16 protein-coding genes and 1 pseudogene are annotated in these 18,028 nt (G+C 56.7%); 11 read left to right on the top strand and 6 right to left on the bottom strand.

Going from position 1 to position 18,028, the window contains the following annotated elements; translation table 11 throughout:
* Nucleotides 1-7: 7 nt before the first annotated feature.
* Complete coding sequence (locus Q0753_RS00805) at nucleotides 8-1,009, top strand: hypothetical protein (protein ID WP_298715847.1); 1,002 nt, start codon at nucleotides 8-10, stop codon at nucleotides 1,007-1,009.
* A gap of 243 nt (nucleotides 1,010-1,252) precedes the next feature.
* On the opposite strand, the pseudogene Q0753_RS00800 reads toward Q0753_RS00805, so the two are convergent.
* Nucleotides 1,253-1,554: pseudogene (locus Q0753_RS00800) on the bottom strand (transposase); the annotation flags it as partial.
* A 188-nt stretch (nucleotides 1,555-1,742) separates the two neighbouring features.
* On the opposite strand from Q0753_RS00800, the gene Q0753_RS00795 reads away from it, so the two are divergent.
* The 4 genes from Q0753_RS00795 (at nucleotide 1,743) to astD (ending at nucleotide 6,500) form a co-directional block, all read left to right on the top strand.
* Nucleotides 1,743-2,324, top strand: a complete 582-nt coding sequence (locus tag Q0753_RS00795; RefSeq protein ID WP_298715845.1) for an aminodeoxychorismate/anthranilate synthase component II — start codon at nucleotides 1,743-1,745, stop codon at nucleotides 2,322-2,324.
* Between the two features lie 394 nt (nucleotides 2,325-2,718).
* Nucleotides 2,719-3,933 (top strand): aspartate aminotransferase family protein, encoded by a 1,215-nt coding sequence (locus tag Q0753_RS00790; protein WP_298715843.1) that lies wholly within the window; start codon nucleotides 2,719-2,721, stop codon nucleotides 3,931-3,933.
* Nucleotides 3,934-4,011: 78 nt separating this feature from the next.
* Nucleotides 4,012-5,034: an arginine N-succinyltransferase gene (astA, locus tag Q0753_RS00785; protein ID WP_298715839.1), complete on the top strand. Its 1,023-nt coding sequence runs from the start codon at nucleotides 4,012-4,014 to the stop codon at nucleotides 5,032-5,034.
* Nucleotides 5,031-6,500: a succinylglutamate-semialdehyde dehydrogenase gene (gene astD / locus Q0753_RS00780; RefSeq protein ID WP_298715837.1), complete on the top strand. Its 1,470-nt coding sequence runs from the start codon at nucleotides 5,031-5,033 to the stop codon at nucleotides 6,498-6,500. The genes astA and astD overlap by 4 nt, the downstream gene beginning before the upstream one ends.
* An 81-nt stretch (nucleotides 6,501-6,581) precedes the next feature.
* Here the strand turns inward: astD and Q0753_RS00775 are convergent, their stop codons facing one another.
* Nucleotides 6,582-8,549: a TonB-dependent copper receptor gene (locus Q0753_RS00775; RefSeq protein WP_298715835.1), complete on the bottom strand. Its 1,968-nt coding sequence runs from the start codon at nucleotides 8,547-8,549 to the stop codon at nucleotides 6,582-6,584.
* 204 nt (nucleotides 8,550-8,753) lie between these two features.
* Here Q0753_RS00775 and Q0753_RS00770 point away from each other — a divergent pair, with 204 nt between their 5' ends.
* Both Q0753_RS00770 and Q0753_RS00765 read left to right on the top strand, forming a co-directional pair.
* Complete coding sequence (locus Q0753_RS00770) at nucleotides 8,754-10,046, top strand: sensor histidine kinase (protein WP_298715834.1); 1,293 nt, start codon at nucleotides 8,754-8,756, stop codon at nucleotides 10,044-10,046.
* 28 nt (nucleotides 10,047-10,074) lie between these two features.
* Nucleotides 10,075-10,605 (top strand): response regulator, encoded by a 531-nt coding sequence (locus Q0753_RS00765; RefSeq protein WP_298715832.1) that lies wholly within the window; start codon nucleotides 10,075-10,077, stop codon nucleotides 10,603-10,605.
* Nucleotides 10,606-10,620: 15 nt separating this feature from the next.
* Here the strand turns inward: Q0753_RS00765 and Q0753_RS00760 are convergent, their stop codons facing one another.
* Nucleotides 10,621-11,721, bottom strand: coding sequence for an alanine/ornithine racemase family PLP-dependent enzyme (locus Q0753_RS00760; RefSeq protein ID WP_298715830.1), 1,101 nt, complete (start codon nucleotides 11,719-11,721; stop codon nucleotides 10,621-10,623).
* A gap of 130 nt (nucleotides 11,722-11,851) precedes the next feature.
* Nucleotides 11,852-13,315: a Na+/H+ antiporter NhaC gene (gene nhaC / locus Q0753_RS00755; RefSeq protein WP_298715827.1), complete on the bottom strand. Its 1,464-nt coding sequence runs from the start codon at nucleotides 13,313-13,315 to the stop codon at nucleotides 11,852-11,854.
* A 381-nt stretch (nucleotides 13,316-13,696) separates the two neighbouring features.
* Between nhaC and Q0753_RS00750 the strand changes: the two genes are divergently transcribed.
* The 4 genes from Q0753_RS00750 (at nucleotide 13,697) to Q0753_RS00735 (ending at nucleotide 16,010) form a co-directional block, all read left to right on the top strand.
* Nucleotides 13,697-14,560 (top strand): NAD(P)-dependent oxidoreductase, encoded by an 864-nt coding sequence (locus Q0753_RS00750; RefSeq protein ID WP_298715825.1) that lies wholly within the window; start codon nucleotides 13,697-13,699, stop codon nucleotides 14,558-14,560.
* Nucleotides 14,561-14,847: 287 nt separating this feature from the next.
* Entirely contained in the window at nucleotides 14,848-15,120 is a 273-nt protein-coding gene (gene hupA / locus Q0753_RS00745) for a nucleoid-associated protein HU-alpha (protein ID WP_204796192.1), read from the top strand.
* A gap of 105 nt (nucleotides 15,121-15,225) precedes the next feature.
* The gene (locus Q0753_RS00740) at nucleotides 15,226-15,657 is read left to right on the top strand and encodes a hypothetical protein (protein ID WP_298715821.1); all 432 of its coding nucleotides are present in this window, start codon (nucleotides 15,226-15,228) and stop codon (nucleotides 15,655-15,657) included.
* On the top strand, nucleotides 15,654-16,010 hold the full coding sequence (locus Q0753_RS00735; RefSeq protein ID WP_298715819.1) for a CbiX/SirB N-terminal domain-containing protein: 357 nt from the start codon (nucleotides 15,654-15,656) through the stop codon (nucleotides 16,008-16,010). The genes Q0753_RS00740 and Q0753_RS00735 overlap by 4 nt, the downstream gene beginning before the upstream one ends.
* A gap of 45 nt (nucleotides 16,011-16,055) precedes the next feature.
* Here the strand turns inward: Q0753_RS00735 and Q0753_RS00730 are convergent, their stop codons facing one another.
* Nucleotides 16,056-16,424 carry a hypothetical protein gene (locus Q0753_RS00730; RefSeq protein WP_298715817.1) on the bottom strand — a complete coding sequence of 123 codons (369 nt, stop codon included), beginning with the start codon at nucleotides 16,422-16,424 and terminating at the stop codon, nucleotides 16,056-16,058.
* A 186-nt stretch (nucleotides 16,425-16,610) separates the two neighbouring features.
* Nucleotides 16,611-17,900 carry a phosphoribosylamine--glycine ligase gene (gene purD, locus Q0753_RS00725; RefSeq protein WP_298715815.1) on the bottom strand — a complete coding sequence of 430 codons (1,290 nt, stop codon included), beginning with the start codon at nucleotides 17,898-17,900 and terminating at the stop codon, nucleotides 16,611-16,613.
* Nucleotides 17,901-18,028 lie beyond the last annotated feature (128 nt).

Below are 18,028 nucleotides of genomic sequence, written 5' to 3'. Positions count from 1 at the left end.
GTTTTAAATGGCAGTTCATACCACAGGCGGTGACCCGCTGTTGAAGATTAAAGATATAACTCTGCTTAAAGTCTGCAGAGACTATTTGGTGAGAGTAGGGATGCTCAATGGCTCTGAGACTTGCTGGCCTAATGTTGAAGGTTACGTGAACGATATCAACGGGTCTGTGCATAGGTATATTGAAAGCACAGAAGTGCGAAATGAGTTTATTGGGCAGGTTATCTCCAATGCTAAATCACAATGCTTTTCCAGTGATAGTGTTAACTGGCTTAGAGAGAGTCCTGAAGCATGCTGCTGGTTATGGGTTAAGATTAGAATTGGTTGCTTTCATGATTACTTCAGAAGGCACCATGTAAATGATAATTATGTGCCAGGTTCAACAATGTACACCCAATATGGTAGTGTTGAAAAAGTTATTTGGGAACCCCTCGGATATAAGAATCTTGGTTTTGATATAATGCCTGAGCCCTCATCGCATGAAGCTAGGTTACGGTTGGTGATAGAGTACCTTAATAGGTTCTCAGATGATTTTGAATATAAAAGTAAACTGCTTTCTTCAGCCCACATAGAATGGACGAATATCTACACCATAATCGATCAGTTAAGATGGTTGGATAGGAAAAATGAGGAGCAATGTGAATGGGTGTGGGATTACATTTACTCTAATATTCTTGTGAAGTATAAGTGGGACTTTATAGATGATATTTATATAACACCCCCGACAGTCCCGTATGAAAAATATTTATATTCTTATGCTTTTTTTTACAACTGGCTTATTCCTGATTCAAGTAAAGAACTGTTTGTCTATAAAATTAAAAATGCGTGGGGGCAAAAAAAGTTTAGAAAGAAAAAGGCAGCCAAAAGGAGTATTAATACATATATAGATGTAGAGGTTGGAAAAAAGCTTGATGAATTGGTTGAACACTATGATCTGACGATACATAGAACATTAGAAATGCTTATAAAAAAAGAATACGAAAGGCTGAAGGGGAAAGGGGGGAGCTTTTAGTAACATGCTGAGATTTGTGTTAAGTGAATAGTGGCGCTGTTGGTCAAGTCAGAGCCGGAACAGCCTGTCCCGATTGGGCTTATCGCCCTTAGCTGGCCGGCTGACGAGCAGGCATGGTGACCTTGTTCATTACCCTTCACTCCGCGCTGACCTGACCGTTGTAGTGACGCGGACTGAGCTTGGGGATCACCAGCTGTTTGTAACGGGACATTGCTGCTTCTGCCAGCGACTGCTGATGGTAGCTTTCACGCTTACGGTCTGGACGCGCTTGCTGATACTTCTGTAACTCGAAGAGGTCAGGGGGACATCCATCAATTGGAAAATGGAGTTGATGAACCCTTCCAGCGCCCGTAATGGCAAGCCGAAGAAGGCCTTGAGCATGAGCGCCGTTTTAATGGCGCTATCGCTGTAGATGAAGCCACGCCCGCGGCGGCCATGGTGCTGGTGGCAATGCCATTGCTCAATGGTTTGCTCCTCAACCCAGATGGTCAGTGAACCGCGCATGTCAAAGCCCGATTGTACTGCCGCCAATTGCTGAATCTCAAGGCTGACTGTTCAAGGAGCGGTGCAACCGAAGTTTGACGCCAACGGGATAGATGCGAAAATACGGCATCCTCATGTGTGCTGTTGAGGTCTCGGTCCTGGGTATCAAATGAAATTGCGGGTATCAAAGCGGGTATCAAAGCAGTATAAGGCTTTACTGTTTCAATGAAATCAAAGAGATAACTTCAATATGCTGCTGATGATCGATAACTACGACTCTTTTACCTACAACCTGGTGCAGTATTTCGGCGAGCTGGGGCAAGAGGTGCTGGTACGCCGTAACGATGAGATTGGTCTGGACGAGATTGCCGTGCTGCAACCGGCCGGGCTGGTGATTTCGCCCGGCCCCTGCACGCCGCTTGAGGCAGGCATTTCACTGATGGCCATCGAACACTTTGCCGGTCGGCTGCCCATTCTCGGCGTCTGCCTCGGGCATCAGGCCATTGCCCAGGCCTTTGGCGGTCAGGTGGTACGCGCACGACGAGTGATGCACGGCAAGACCTCGGCCATTCGTCATACGGCGCAGGGGCTGTTTGCCGGCTTGCCGGATCCACTTACCGTAACCCGCTATCATTCGCTGGTGGTCGAGTCTGCCAGCCTGCCGGACTGTTTCGAGCTGACCGCCTGGACCGAGAACGAGGCCGGCGAGCGGGACGAAATCATGGGCATGCAACACCGTACCCTGCCACTGCACAGCGTGCAGTTTCATCCCGAAAGCATCCTGACCGAAGGCGGGCACCGGCTGCTGAACAACTTCCTCGCACTGATTTAAGCCTTGCGCCTTCCTTTTATGTTGCCGGCAGTGTATTAGAAATTCTACTGGCGGCTCCCGGTATTAGTTTTATTTATCGGGGCTATCAGTGTTTTTCGTTCGTCAGCGTTCTGCAGAGCGGGAATAATGGTGTTTCCACCTTCTTTTGGTGGTCTTCGGATAATTTTTTTAATTGCCCGTTTATGCAGCCCGGGTCCGTCTTCATTGCCGGGCTGACGTTTTTAGTGCGAGCTTATGCAATATCAATGACTATATTTTTCAAATGCGCCGAACAAATGACTGAAATGTTCGCGTCATGTAGAGACAAGTCACCATTGGTTTGCAATAATGCTTGCGAATTTACATGGATTTAACTTTTATCGCAGAGCAAGCTGCGGTATTCGAGGAGCAAAGCATGTCTGATATGGCAGTCACCCGCGAAGTATTCGACCAGGTCATGGTTCCCAACTATTCTCCTGCCGAGGTGATCCCGGTCCGAGGCCAGGGCGCCCGGGTATGGGATCAGCAAAACCGTGAGTATATCGATTTTGCCGGTGGCATTGCGGTCAACTGTCTGGGCCACTGTCATCCGGCACTGGTTGGCGCACTGAAAGAGCAGGGTGAAAAACTCTGGCATCTGAGCAACGTCATGACCAACGAGCCGGCCCTGCGCCTGGCCAGCAAGCTGGTTGATGCCACCTTTGCCGACAAGGTCTATTTCTGTAACTCCGGCGCCGAAGCCAATGAAGCGGCCTTCAAGCTGGCCCGTCGTTATGCCATCGACCATTTCGGCGCGGAAAAAACCCAGATCATCGCCTTCAAGCAGGGTTTCCACGGTCGTACCTTCTTTACCGTGACCGTGGGCGGCCAGGCGGCCTATTCCGACGGTTTCGGCCCCAAGCCGGCCGACGTTGATCATGTGTCCTACAACGATCTGGACGCGCTCAAGGCGATTATCTCCGATAAAACCTGCGCGGTGGTGATGGAGCCGCTGCAGGGCGAGGGCGGCATCATCAGCCCGGATCCGGCCTTCGCCAAGGCGGTACGTGAGCTGTGCGATCGGCACAATGCGCTGCTGGTGTACGACGAAGTACAGACGGGTGTCGGCCGTACCGGCGATCTCTATGCGTACATGGGGCTGGATGTCATTCCCGATATTCTGACCAGCGCCAAGGCACTGGGTGGCGGTTTCCCCATCGGCGCCATGCTGACCACCGACAAGATTGCCGCTTCGCTCAAGGTCGGTACCCACGGCTCCACCTACGGTGGTAACCCACTGGCCTGTGCGGTGGCCGAGGCGGCGTTCGATACCGTCAACACCGATACGGTACTGCAAGGCGTAAAAGAGCGTGAAGCCTGGTATCGGGAAGGTCTGGAAGCCATCAATGCCAAGTATCACTGCTTCGAGCAGGTGCGTGGCAAGGGGCTGCTGCTGGGCTGCGTGCTGAACGAACAGTATCAGGGCCGTGCCCGTGACTTTTTGCTGGCGGCGATGGAAGAGCAGTTGATGGTGCTGGTTGCCGGCGCCAACGTGGTTCGTTTCGCTCCTTCTCTGGTGATCACCAAGGAAGAAGTGGCTGAGGGTCTGGCCCGTTTCGAGCGCGCCGTGGCCCGGGTTGTTAACGGATAAACTATTCCGACGACAGGAATTCAGAGCGGGGCAGCGTCGCCTCGCTCTGGTCGTCAATTTTGTGATAAGGAGTTCTGCATGTTGGTGATTCGACCCATCGAGCAGAGAGATTTCCCCACCCTCAAGCAGATCGCCATTGAATCCGGCCACGGTTTTACCTCGCTGCCAGTGAACGATGAATTACTGCAAAACAAGATAGATCAGTCCCTCGCTTCTTTTGCCAGTCGACCGGCGGGCAAGGGAGAGTGCCTGTATTTCTTTGTAGCGGAAGACAGCGACACCGGCGAGGTGCTGGGTACCACAGCGCTGGAGGCGGCCGTGGGTCTGTCTTCTCCCTTCTATACCTATCTGTTGGGCAAGCAGGTGCACAGCTCGCCGAGGCTGGGTATCTACAACGTGGTCGATACCCTGACCCTGACCAACGATTTCACCGGTGTCAGCGAGCTGTGCACCCTGTTCCTTCGGGAGCAGGCGCGGCAGGGTCTGAACGGCCGGCTGTTGTCCAAGTGCCGCTTCCTGTTTCTGGCCGAGTTTTCCGAGCTGTTCGATGACCGGGTGATGGCGGAGATGCGCGGCGTGTCCGATGAACAGGGCAAGAGTCCGTTCTGGAACTGGTTGCAAGAGCACTTTTTCTCCATGGACTTCCCGACGGTGGATTACCTGACCGGTATCGGCCAGAAAGGCTTTATCGCCGATCTGATGCCAAAATACCCGATCTACGTCAACCTGCTGTCGAAAGAGGCCCGGGCAGTCATCGGCAAACCCCATGACAAGACCCGCCCGGCGGTACGACTGCTGGAAGAAGAAGGCTTCACCTGTCGTGGTTATGTCGACATCTTCGATGCGGGCCCCAGCGTGGAATGTGATTTGCGCCAAATCCGTACCGTGCGTAACAGCCGTCAGCTGAAGGTGCATGTCGGCGAGCCGGTGGATAGCGGCACGCATCTGATCAGCAACACCCGGTTCGATGGTTTCCGGGCGCTGATCGGGGATCTGGCAGTTAATGAAGAAAAAGCCCAGGCGGTGATAACCGAAGAGGTTGCCCGCTTGCTCAAGGTGGAAGACGGCGATACCGTCCGGGTAGTGGAGATGAATCGATGACTGAAGCAGTACAATACATTAATGGCCAGTGGCTGGCAGGAGAAGGTGACGTCTTCGTCTCACTGGATCCGGCCAGGAATGAAGAGATCTGGCAGGGTGCTGCCGCCAGCACCGAGCAGGTGGCGGCCGCCATTGCTGCCGCACGTGACGCAGCCGTGGCCTGGGCCGATACCGGTGTTGAACAACGCCTGGCCATTGCCAAGCGCTACGCCGAGCTGCTGACCGAGCACAAGGAACATCTGGCCCGCATTATCGCCCGTGAAACCGGTAAACCCCTGTGGGAAACCCTGACCGAGGCGGCGGCCATGGTCGGCAAGGTCGGCATTTCCGAGAAAGCCTATTTCGAGCGTACCGGCACGGTAGAAAATCCCATGCCCGGTGCCCGCGCCTTCGTGCGCCACAAGCCTCATGGCGTGGTAGCGGTATTCGGTCCCTATAATTTTCCCGGCCATTTGCCCAACGGCCACATAGTACCGGCGCTGATTGCCGGTAATACCGTGGTGTTCAAGCCGTCCGAGCTGACCCCGATGGTGGCGCAGGAAATGGTCAAACTGTGGGAGCAGGCCGGCCTGCCCGCCGGCGTGCTCAATCTGGTACAGGGTGAAGTAGATACCGGCAAGGCGCTGGCGGCACATCCGGGTATCGACGGCCTCTTCTTCACCGGCTCGTCGCGCACCGGCAACCTGCTGCATAATCAGTTTTCCGGCCAGCCCGGCAAGATACTGGCGCTGGAAATGGGTGGTAACAACCCGCTGGTGGTGACCCAGGTGGAAGACGTGGACGCCGCCGTGCACACCATAGTGCAGTCTGCCTTTATTACTTCCGGCCAGCGTTGCACCTGTTCTCGTCGTCTGCTGTTGCCGAACGGCGATGCCGGTGATCGCATTCTGGCCCGGTTGCTGGACGTGACCAGAGCCATCAAGGTCGGTGTGTACGACGCCGAGCCGCAGCCGTTCATGGGTGCCATGATCTCGCAGCAGGCCGCCAGGTCCATGGTGGCGGCCCAGGCGCACCTGCTGGCGCTGGGGGGCGAGTCTTTGCTGATGCTTAAATCCTTGCAGGCCGGTACCGGTCTGGTCTCGCCGGGGATTATCGACGTGACCGCCATTGCCGAGCTGCCGGACGAAGAATACTTCGGTCCGCTGCTGCAGGTAATCCGTTATGACGAGCTGCCCGAGGCGCTGGCGATTGCCAACAACACCCGCTACGGCCTGTCGGCGGGTCTGCTGTCCGACAGCGCCGACGACTGGGATTACTTCTTCCGTCGCATTCGGGCCGGCATCGTCAACTGGAACAAGCCGATCACCGGCGCCTCCAGTGCCGCGCCTTTCGGTGGCATCGGCGACAGCGGCAACCACAGAGCCAGCGCCTATTACGCCGCCGACTACTGCGCCTATCCGGTGGCCTCGGTGGAAGAGGACAAGGTCAGCATGCCGGCCACATTGTCGCCGGGCCTGACTTTTTAATTTCTATCGGGCCTGAACAAACCAAAGGGGAACGCCATGGCGTTCCCCTTTTTGTCTTTATGTCCTTGTTTACGCTTTTGTTCAGAAGGTCAACTGCAGCTCGGCCCACCATTGACGGCCGGGTTCATTGATGCGCGTGGTTTGTGGGTTGGCCCCTGCGACATACCGTTCCTGCTTATTGATAAACTCGCTGTATTCCTTGTCGAGCAGATTATCGACGCCGGCCGCCAGCTTCAGTTGCGGGTTGAGCTGCCAGCCGCCATTGAGCGAGAACACACTGAAGCCGGAAGAAGCACCGATATCCTGGCCGATGATATTGCCCTGGCCCTCAACAAAGCGGCTCTGGCCGGCCACATTGCGCATCAGCAATGCCAGCTCATAATCGCCGTTGTCGAACATCAGGCTGGTGTTGAGTTCAAGGGGGGGAGTCTGGCCCAGAGGCAGGCCGTCGCTGTGATTCTGACCATGGGTATAAGCCAGGTTACTGCCGAGTGACCACTCTGGTGTGAACTGCCAGCTGAATTCGACCTCGCCGCCAACACGACGCGCGTCCACGTTGCGGGCCTGCGGGGCGGCCAGGTTGTCTACCAGAATGAAGTCGTCGATATAACCGGCAAACAGTGAGAGCGATCCGCTCAGTGGGCCCTCCCGATACATAACGCCGGTATCGAGTTGATGGTTGGTTTCACTGTTCAGCGCGCCATTGCGGTTACGCTCCCAGTAATCGGGAGCACGCTCGGCCTGGCCGTAACCCGCATACCAGGTCCAGGCCTGCTGCTGATGCTCGAGGCGCACAAAGCCGGCCTGCAGTTGGTAGTCCTGCTTCTTGAGCGGGTTGGTTGCCGGCAGTTGCTCAAAGCGCGCCTGGGTATGGTCGAGCCGCAGGCCGCTTATCAGCCGCTGGTGTTCGTTGAGTTGCCAGTGGTCTTCTGCAAAGACCCCCAGGTTTTCAAAAGACTGGGTATCGGTATAGGGCGCCTGAGTATAGCGTTCGGCGGCGGCTTCGGTCATGCCTTTGCCCATTCGCGAGCGATGATTATCCTCCATCCAGTCAATCCCGACCTGAGTCTGGTGTGTGCCCAGATTCAGCTCGGCCATCAGTCTGGCGGTATCCGTGCTGCGCTCCGGATTCATCGCCATAAACATGCCGCTGTTGGGGCGCAGGCTGTAGTTGTCCATCACATGATCCACCAGACTGTGGCCGTATTGCAGTTGCAGTTTGCCGAGCCAGGGTGTGATGGCCTGACGTTCCAGTTTGATGCCCCAGGCATCCCGATCGAACTGGCTGCCATCCATGTTTCGATCGGCGTAGGCGGCCTGGCCCCGGCTACGGTCGTAAGACAGCTCCAGCAGGCTCAGCTCGTCGGGCGTCAGCCCCAGCTGCACACTCTGGCTGTTCTTGTCATAAGACGAATGTACCCGGTTGCCGGCGCCGTCTTTATAATCACCCGCCTCGTTGTGATTGGCGTTGAGATGCAGGTAACCCAGGCGATTGCCCGCATCCAGCGCGGTAAAGGCATCAAACCGGTCGGCACTGCCGGTGGTGAGGCCGCCACTCAGGTTAAACGCCGCCTCGTCGTAATAGCGGGGATGGCGCAAAAACCGAATGGAGCCGGCCACCAGTCCAGGCCCCTGGGTTACGGTTTGTGGGCCCTTGGTGATCACCACTTCGTCAAACGAGCGGGGAAACAGATAGGCGGTAGGTGGATCCATGCGCGCGGCGCAGCCACCCAGCACGTAACTGTTGTCGCTGGTGATGGCCAGACGCGAGCCGCCGAGCCCGCGAAACAAGGGGTCTCCGGCCATGCCGCCCTTGCGGGTGATGCTCATGTTGGGCACGGTTTTCAGCAGGCCGGCACCATCGGCTGCCGGTATCGGCTGTACCGGTGCTTTTGGATCCAGGCTGACGCGGGTAGGGCGGCTCAACGGCGATGCGGTGATGACGATACTGGTGGCGGCAGAGCTTGAAAGCGGTTCATCGGATTGTCCATGAGCATGGCTCATGGCGAACAGGGGGAGCGTCAGAGTAAAAAGAGCATGGTGTTTCATGGGCGTTGCCGTTAGCCTTCTGTTTGTTGATTTGTTTATCGTTTAGAAAAAAGTGTTTGCATAAAAGGTGCGTGTTTCGAGTAACGGCGGCAGACTTTATGAGTATGAGGCCTCGGCTTCAATGCGACATATTGTCGCAGTCGGCCATGAGCGGCGCGCTATCATGGCGTTGAGGGAACCATACAGAAGGTGGAACAGAGGCCGATGAAACGTGAATCCGGCACCGAACCGGTGGCCGTCCCCTGGCGATCGTTCCGTGTCTTGTCGTTTGTGCCGGCGGTACGCTGGCTGTTTTTTATTGCCCTGTCCGGGGCCCTGTTATTGACCGACTGGCTGCTGTTGCCGGTGCTGGGTGTCGAGTTGGTCTGGTTGCTGCTGGCCTTGTTGTTGTTCAATGTGCTGGCTACCGTGCTGGCATGGCAGCGGCCCCGACTGGGCGGCGTGAAAGAGACCGGCCTGCTGGTCGATATTGTGGTACTGACCCTGGTGGCCTATTTCAGCGGTGGGGCCATGAATCCGGTGGCGTCGCTGTATCTGTTTCCGTTGCTGATTGCGGCGCTGACCTGCTCGGCCAGGTTTGCCTGGCTAAGCGTTGGCGTGGCCATGGTGGGTTATCTGTTGCTGTTCTACTGGTACCGGCCATTGGTGTCGGCGGCGGAGCATGGCGATCATGGCGCGGCGGCACCGCTGTTCAACCTGCATCTGCTTGGCATGTGGCTGACCTTCAGCCTGTCTGCGGTGTTGATCACGGCCTCGGTGTCCTGGCTGATGCGATTGTTGGCCGACAAGGATCGGCAACTGCAGCAGGCCTATCAGAAGCAACAGGAACAGCAGCAGTTTTTGCTGCTGGGTATCGAGTCGGCCTCGGTGGCGCATCAGTTGTCGACGCCGCTCAACAATCTGTTTTTACTGTCCGAAGAGCTGGCGGCCGAGCCGGCGCTGTCCGATGACGGCCGCCAGCATCTGGATACGCTGCATCGGCAGCTGTTACTGTGCCGGGAGGTGTTGTGGCAGCTCAAGCGTAAGGAAGAATCCGCGACCGAACCCGTATTACTGTTCAGTCAGCTGCAAGGCTATCTGGACCGCTGGATCAATCTGAGACCCGATGTACGATATCAATGGCACAATGCACCGCCGGGGAGGGACTATCGAGTGTGGCTGGACGAGTTATTCTGGTCGGCGTTGCTCAACATTCTGGATAATGCCGCCGATGCGGGCGAAAACCGGGTTGAACTTTATACCTCGGTGGTAGACGACAGCCTGCTCGATATCGGCATTTATAACCGTCAGGGTCATTTAAGCGAAGAGCAGTTGGCCCAGGCCGGGCTCAATCAGCAGGAGTCGGAGAAAGCGGCGGGGCTGGGCATGGGCGTCTGGCTGGCGCATGCCACCTTTTCTCGCCTCAATGGCAGCCTGACGCTGCGTAATCATTCCAATGGTGGTGTTTATGCCCGTATTCGGATTCCGCTGCTGCTGGCCGACGAGCCGACAGAGTAAACTTTATGACACAGCCGTAGGTGAGTGAATGCAGCATTTTCTGCTGGTGGATGACGATCCGACCTTTGCCAATCTGCTCGAACGCGGCTTTGCCCGGCGCGGGCTGACGCTGGTGTGGGCCGAAAACGGGGCTGATGCATTGGCGTTGGTAGCCGAACCGGACGGTATCATCCTGGATTTGAATCTGGGGACCGAAAGCGGCCTGCAACTGCTGCCCGAGCTGCATCGGCGCTTTCCTCGCGCCGCTATTCTGGTATTGACCGGTTATGCCAGTATCAGTACTGCCGTCACTGCCATCAAGCTGGGCGCGACCCAGTATTTGCCCAAGCCTGCCGATGTCGACACCATAGTGGCGGCCTTTCAGCAGCCGGAGGCGCCTGCCGAGGTTGCCCCTGACGCACTGGTGGCCTTTCGGCCCTCGGTGCGCAAGCAGTCGTGGGAGTATGTGCAGTTTGTTCTGCAACAGCACGATGGCAATATTTCAGCCGCCGCCAGGGCGCTGAACATGCACCGGCGTACCCTGCAGCGGATGCTGCAAAAAAAACCGGCGATCCGGTAATACCAAAGATGGGTATCAGGATACGCAGGAGCCGATTTCTTCTTCTGTCAGTTTGTATTTGCCGACATAGCCGGAGGTCATGGCATAGAGTAGTGCCCGATAATTCATCCGGAACGACAGCACATCCCCTACCTTTATATCGCACCCCGTGACATCAAGAATAAGATGATCGCTGCTGCCGCCGAGGATGGAAATATCCGGATCGAGCGGGCTCAGATCGGCAACAGGCACGTCCTGCTCTCCCAGGGCCACGATGGCTCTGGTATGTATGCCCCTGTCTATGAATTCGGGGGTTTCACCAAAGGCGTTCTTGCCCAGAGGCCCCCTGGGCAGGGAAGGCTTCTCCTTGACCTCTATGACTTCGGCCTCGAGGGTAAATATGTCTTCATGCATACCCGCTATGTGCCGGCCATAGGCGGTTTCCCGGCCGAAAAACAGAGCCTCTCCCAGCCTGAGTTGATTGATGCCGGGAGGTAGCCGATGCTCGAGCAGCAGGGGTAACAGGCTGGAGTTTCCGCCGGAGACAATGGTCAGGGGATGATTCAGTTCTTTTGCTATCCGGGCTTTCAGGCCGGTCAGCTCCAGCATGATGTCGGCGGTCGGGATCACTCCGCCATAACAGGTGAGGTTGGTGCCGATGCCGAGCCACTCGACATGGTCCTGTTCCAGAATGAAGCGGCCCATCTCAAGCGCCTGATGGGTGCAGACGCCTTCGCGTAGATCTCCCAGCTCAATCATCAGGATGATTTTATGGCGGCGGTTGTCTCTTTGCGCCTCGCGTTGCAGCGCGGCTATGGTGTCCTGCTCCGATACCAGGCTGATATCGGCGTAGCGAACCACCTCGGCGACCTCATGCAGCCCGGGCAGGCGCAGCAGCGTGGTCTGGCAGCTTGATGACATCTGCTTGATACGCCGGAGATTCTCTATTCTCGAGTCGGCGAAGGAGTCGTATCCCTGCCGGATTAGCGTGCCGACAATGTCGGGGTCGGCGCAGGTGACCTTGGTCACCGGAATCCAGCCAACGGAGTTTTTTTGCTGATGGCAGAGCCGATCCAGAAAGGCGGCATTGGCGAGAAGGCGGGATGGATCCCATACCACTCTGGGGAATTTTTTCATTTTACCCTGTTCCTGCTAGGTAGCGGCGTTCGCCGGGCTTGAAATGGAAAAGAGCAGGCCGGGGCCTGCTCATGTCAATCGATACCTGATTGCCGGCTCCGCCGGATAAACGGAGCCGGCGAGGTGAGCCTTAGTGACCGGCCTTCTGCATCATGCCCGGTTCTTCCGTGCTGGTGGTGGTGACGTCATCGGCGCCAGCCGCCACCTGCTCCGAGCTGTTCAGTTTCACGATGGAAAAACCGGTCAGTGCGAAGAGGATGGACAACAGGGGAACGGCGAAGTTGAGTACCGCATAGGGGGCATATTCCAGTGCATGAACCCCCAGAGTAGCCAGGATAAAGACACCGCAGGTATTCCAGGGAATGAATACCGAGGTCAGGGTGCCGCCGTCTTCCAGGGCCCGAGACAGGTTCTTGGAGTGCAGCCCTCTCTCTTTATAGGCGCCGGCAAACATTCTGGAAGGTACCACCACGGAAATATACTGCTCCGAGCACGTCGCATTGGTCATGAAACAGGAAGCGATGGTGGTCGGTATCAGGCTCTTGGCCGAGCGGGACTTGCTGAGGATCTTGGCGACAATGGCCTTCAGCATACCGGTGTTTTCCAGCACGCCGCCCAGGGTCATGGCAACGATGGTCATGGATACCGTATACATCATTGACTCCAGGCCACCCCGGTTGAACAGGCCGTCCACCATCTCGTTACCGGTTTCGATGCTGAAGCCGGCTTGCAGGGCCTTTACCGCGTCTGCGACAGATCCACCCTGGATGAACACCTGGCTGAGGAAACCCAGTGAAATACCCACGATCAGGGCCGGAAGCGCCGGTACCTTACGGGTGACCAGGACAATCACGAACACCGGGATCAGCAGCAGCCAGGGGGAGATGACAAAATTGTCCTGCAATATGGCCATGGTAGTGGCGATGTTCTCGAATTCGCTGGCGCTTGCACCGAAGCTCAGGCCCAGATACCAGTACACGGCCAGAGCAATCAGCAAGCCGGGAATGGTGGTATAGAGCATATGCTTGATATGTTCGAACAGGTCGGTGCCGGTCAGGCCGGCGGCCAGGTTGGTGGTGTCGGACAGGGGCGATAGCTTGTCACCGAAATAGGAGCCGGAAATCACGGCGCCGGCCACCATGGGAGCGGGGATCCCCATGCTGATGCCAATCCCCATGCCGGCGATGCCGATGGTACCCATGGTTGACCAGGAACTACCGATGGCGATGGACACGACGGCACAGATCAGGGTAATGGAGACCAGGAACAAAGAAGGTGAAAGTATCTGCAGCCCGTAATAAATCATGCTGGCGACAATACCACCACCAATCCAGGCGCCGATGGCAACACCCACCAGCATGATAATGACCACGGCCGGCAGCGCCAGCTTGATGCCGCTGTAGATGCTGTCTTCTATTTGTTGCCATTTGTAGCCATGCTTCCAGGCCACCAGAGCGGCAACAGTGGTGCCAAATGCGAGCGGTATATGGGGGCTGCCTTCAAAGATGACAATGGTGACCAGCATGGCACCAACCATCAGGATAATAGGCAGCATCGCCATGGCAAAGGGTATTTTCGGAGTGTTGTTATTCATAGTCCCTCTTACTGAAAAGTGTTGGTGTCGCAGCACAATATTTGTTCAGCGATCCAGGTTAAATCCATGTAACGAGCGGGATTATTGCAAAGTTATGTTTTTTTGTCTTTTTTTTTAGTAATAAAATGGTGTTTTATGTTGCCTGTTGTTTATATTTAGTTATTAAATTTGAATTTATTACCATTTTCTTCTGGTTTTATTGTCTGTTTTTGAATAAATAATCAAATTTATCGTCTGGTTTTGTGCTGGGCGGCCCTATCAAGCGTTATGGAAGGAAAGAGCCGTAGCCTGAGTGTGACTTTATTGGAAAGGCTGCGTTATGCTTTCGGCCATTATTGATGGCTATATAGATATTGGTTAACAAGACGGGGAGTAAAGATAATGAAACTGGCATTTATCGGACTGGGCGTGATGGGCTTTCCCATGGCGGGGCATCTGCAGCAGGCCGGGCACCAGGTGTGCGTTTATAACCGCAATGCAGACAAGGCGGCCGACTGGGTGTCCCGTCATGGCGGCACCCGCGGCGCGACACCGGCGCTGGCCGCCAAAGATGCCGATATGGTGATGCTGTGCGTCGGCAACGACGACGACGTGCGTGCCGTGGTGTATGGCGATGACGGCGTGCTGGCCGGCATCAAGGCGGGGGCGCTGTTGGTGGATCACACCACTACCTCGGCCATGCTGGCCGAAGAGCTGGCGGTGGCGGCGAATAAAGCCGGTGCCCGCTTCATCGATGCGCCGGTGTCCGGTGGCCAGCTGGGCGCAGAAAACGGCGCCCTGACGGTCATGGTGGGCGGCGCCGAGGCGGATGTGGCCGACGCCTCGCCGGTGCTGGCGGCCTATGGCAAAAAAGTGACCCGACTGGGCTCGGTGGGGGCCGGTCAGCGCTGCAAGATGGTGAACCAGATTTGCGTGATTGGCGCGGTGCAGGGCATTGCCGAAGGCTTGATGATCGCCAAAAAGGCCGGGCTGGACATTCCTACCCTGATCGACGTGCTGGCCGGTGGTGCCGCCCAGAGCTGGCAGTTGCAGAACCGGGCCCAGACCATGGCCGAAGGCAAGTTCGATTTCGGTTTTGCCGCCCAGTGGATGCACAAGGATCTGGGCATCTGTCTGGACGAGGCCGAACAGCAGGGGCTGACGCTGCCGCTGACCGAACATGTGCATCAGGTATATGAAAAACTGCTGGCCGACGGTCATGGTCGCTGCGACTCCACCGTGGTGATCAAGGATCTTGAGTCCTGAATTCGAGAAATCGATGAGGGCCGGCGGCGGTATTTTGCAGCAGCATCCTCCGTGTTTTGTGCCGAATACCGGTGAGCACTCTGGTAGTCACGAAAGGGGTCGGCTATGCTGTTGTCGTTTGTCGCCGCAGGCCACAGGCACTTTTCCTTGCGGTAATGTGATGTTTTCCGCAGTTTCTGAACAAAACAACGGCACTTGATATTTGGCCTCAAGACAAAGGCTTTGCTTGAGCCTGAAATTTGAATAGAGTGGGCAACCGCTTAATGCCAAGTGAGAAAGGATCCCCTATGAACAAGACTCAGCTTGTCGATGCAATTGCCGCCAAGGCAGATTTGAGCAAGGCTCAGGCCAAGGCAGCACTGGAAGAAGTACTGAACGGTATCACCCAAAGTCTGAAAGAAGGCGATCCGGTGCAATTGGTTGGTTTTGGTACTTTCAAGGTAAACCATCGCGCAGCTCGTACCGGTCGTAACCCCCAGACCGGCAACGAAATCCAGATTGCCGCCGCCAATGTGCCCGCTTTCGTAGCCGGCAAGGCGCTGAAAGACGCCATCAAGTAACAGCTTCCAAACCCGGCTTTCGCCGGGTTTTTTTATTCTCTGCTTGCTCCTCTTGTCCTTCGATTGTTATAACTGAAGCGAGTCTGTTCCCGCTCAAGGGAGGCTATGATGGAAGTGAACGCGATTCGACAGGTGGCAACGCCATGGGCCGGTGCCCGAGGCTTGACCAAGGGTCTGATGCTGACCGAACTGCATCAGAATGTGTGGAATGGCCAACTGGTGCTGTCGATGGGCATGCCCACCGACATCGACACCCCGCCTCAGGTTATCTACCAGCTGAGATTTGATCATCTGTTTGGCTATCGAGTGCTCGAAGGTGCCGATGTGCTGGATTTTATGGACGATGACGAAACTGACAGCGACAGTCAGATCCAGTTGATTACCCCCTCTCGTTTTCTGACCTGGTTTCACCAGCAGAGTCAGGGCACGCATCTGGATGAAGATATTCAGCATTATCGCATTGCGAGCTGGGATTATTGTGTGGACGTACTGGCGGCTCAGGCGCCGCGGGTACAGCGAAAAGCAGGAGTAACATGAAGGGATTTATTCTGGTTGCCCACGGCAGCCGCCGGGCAGCGGCCAACGAAGAAATTGCGGCGTTTGCCCAAAGTCTGACGGCGACCATGGCCGGGCGCTTCGAGCTGATGACTCATGCGTTCTGGGAGCTGGCCGAGCCTGCTCTGGATCAGGCGATTGACCAGCAGATAGCCGCCGGTGCCAAAGACATCACCTTGTTCCCGTATTTTCTGGCCGAAGGCCGGCATGTGGTCAATGACCTGCCCTCGGTGGTGGTACAGAAGCGGGAGCAGTATCCCGACGTCAATCTGACTCTGTTGCCCCATCTCGGTGCCCTGCCGGGGTTTGCCGACTGGCTGGGGCAACAGCTTTAATCGATTCCCGAACGAAAAAAGAGCCGCTTAAGCGGCTCTTTTTCTTCAGGGCCTGGCCAGATGCCAGACACCGAACTTGCCATCTCCCGACATATCACCCGCTTGCATGTCTTGTTTCCACAGGTACAGCGGCTGTCCCTTGTAGCTCCACTGCAGGATGCCATCGGCCCGGGTCACTATGCCGTAGTCGCCGTCGGCCTGATCATCGGCGGTGGCGGCCAACGGTGGCCAGTTATCGGCACAGCTGTCGTTGCAGTTACTCATTCCGGCCTGGTCTTTATCGAACACATACAGGCTCATGCCGACGTCGTTGGTCAGTATTGCTCCCTCCGGGGTATCGGCCATCTGCACCGGCGCCGCCAGTGCCTGCAGGCTGACGGCCAGGGTTAAACCGATCAGTGCTTGCTTGAACATAGCTCCTCTCCTTGAAGGTTGATTGCCGAATAGATGCGTTACAGAATCGCAACTGGCACCTGATTAGAGAGTAGGCGGTTTTCATGCAAGCTGGTGCCGACTGCCCTTGTTGCTTGAGCCGGATCGACCAATAAAAAAAGAGGCCGGATGGCCTCTTTTTGGTACCTGACGTTCAGCGGGTGACGCTTATTGCTGCTGCTGCTCGCGGGCGATGGCGCGATAGGCGATATCGCTGCGGCAGAATACACCTTGCCACTCAATCTGGCGGGCGGCGACGTAGGCGTTGGCCTGGGCCTCGGTCACGGTGTTGCCCAGGGCGGTGGCGCACAGCACCCGGCCGCCGGAGGTAACCAGCTCGCCGTCCTTGAACTTGGTACCGGCGTGAAACACCTTGGCGACATCGGTTTCGGCCGGAATGCCGGTGATGACATCATTCTGACGGTAGTGGCCGGGATAGCCACCGGCGGCCAGCACCACGCCCACGGAGGCGCGGGGGTCGAAGTCGGCGGTCACCGTGTTCAGCTCACCCTTGCAACCGGCCAGGCACAGTGCCACCAGATCGGACTGCAAACGCAGCATGATCGGCTGGGTTTCCGGATCGCCGAAGCGGCAGTTGAACTCGATCACCTTGGGCTGACCGGCCTTGTCGATCATCAGGCCGGCATAGAGGAAGCCCTTGTAAACATGGCCTTCTTCCGCCATGCCACGCACGGTCGGCATGATCACCTGTTCCATGATGCGATCATGGATTTCCTGCGTCACCACCGGGGCCGGGCTGTAGGCGCCCATGCCACCGGTGTTGGGGCCGGTATCACCGTCGCCGACGCGCTTGTGATCCTGGCTGGTGGCCATCGGCAGCACATGCTCGCCGTCGACCATCACGATGAAAGAGGCTTCTTCACCGTCGAGAAACTCCTCGATCACCACCCGGCTGCCGGCGTCGCCGAAGGCATTGCCGGCCAGCATGTCGCGTACCGCGGCTTCGGCTTCTTCCAGCGTCATGGCCACGATCACGCCCTTGCCGGCGGCCAGGCCGTCGGCCTTGACCACGATGGGGGCGCCTTTCTCGCGCAGGTATTCCAGCGCCGGCTCCACCTGGGTGAAGTTCTGATAGTCGGCGCTGGGAATCTGCTGGCGAGCCAGAAAGTCCTTGGTGAAGGCCTTGGAGCCTTCCAGCTGGGCCGCGGCCGCACTGGGGCCGAAGATGGTCATGCCGTCGGCTTCGAAGGCGTCGACCACACCGGCTACCAGCGGGGCTTCGGGGCCGACGATGGTGAGGCCGACCTGTTCTTTTTTGGCGAAGGCCAGCAGATCCTGAATGTCGGTGGCGGAAATGGCCACGTTGGTCAGGCTGGGTTCGAGCTCGGTGCCGGCATTGCCGGGCGCCACGAATACCTGGCTGACGTTGGGAGACTGGGCGGCTTTCCAGGCCAGGGCGTGTTCACGACCGCCACCGCCGATTACCAATACCTTCATGGTCTGTTCCTTAAAATTATCAAAGCAAACGAAGGAAACTACGGGTCTTTAAAATGCCACTCAGCCGGTAAGAGAGGGGTAGGGGATCTCTCTAAGCCGACCATCACATGACAGGGACGTCATGTGCG

Source organism: uncultured Oceanisphaera sp., assembly GCF_947495715.1.
Taxonomy (GTDB): Bacteria; Pseudomonadota; Gammaproteobacteria; order Enterobacterales; family Aeromonadaceae; genus Oceanimonas; species Oceanimonas sediminis.
The sequence above is the reverse complement of the archived record's forward strand: the minus strand, read 5'-3'. Positions and strand labels throughout refer to the sequence as shown.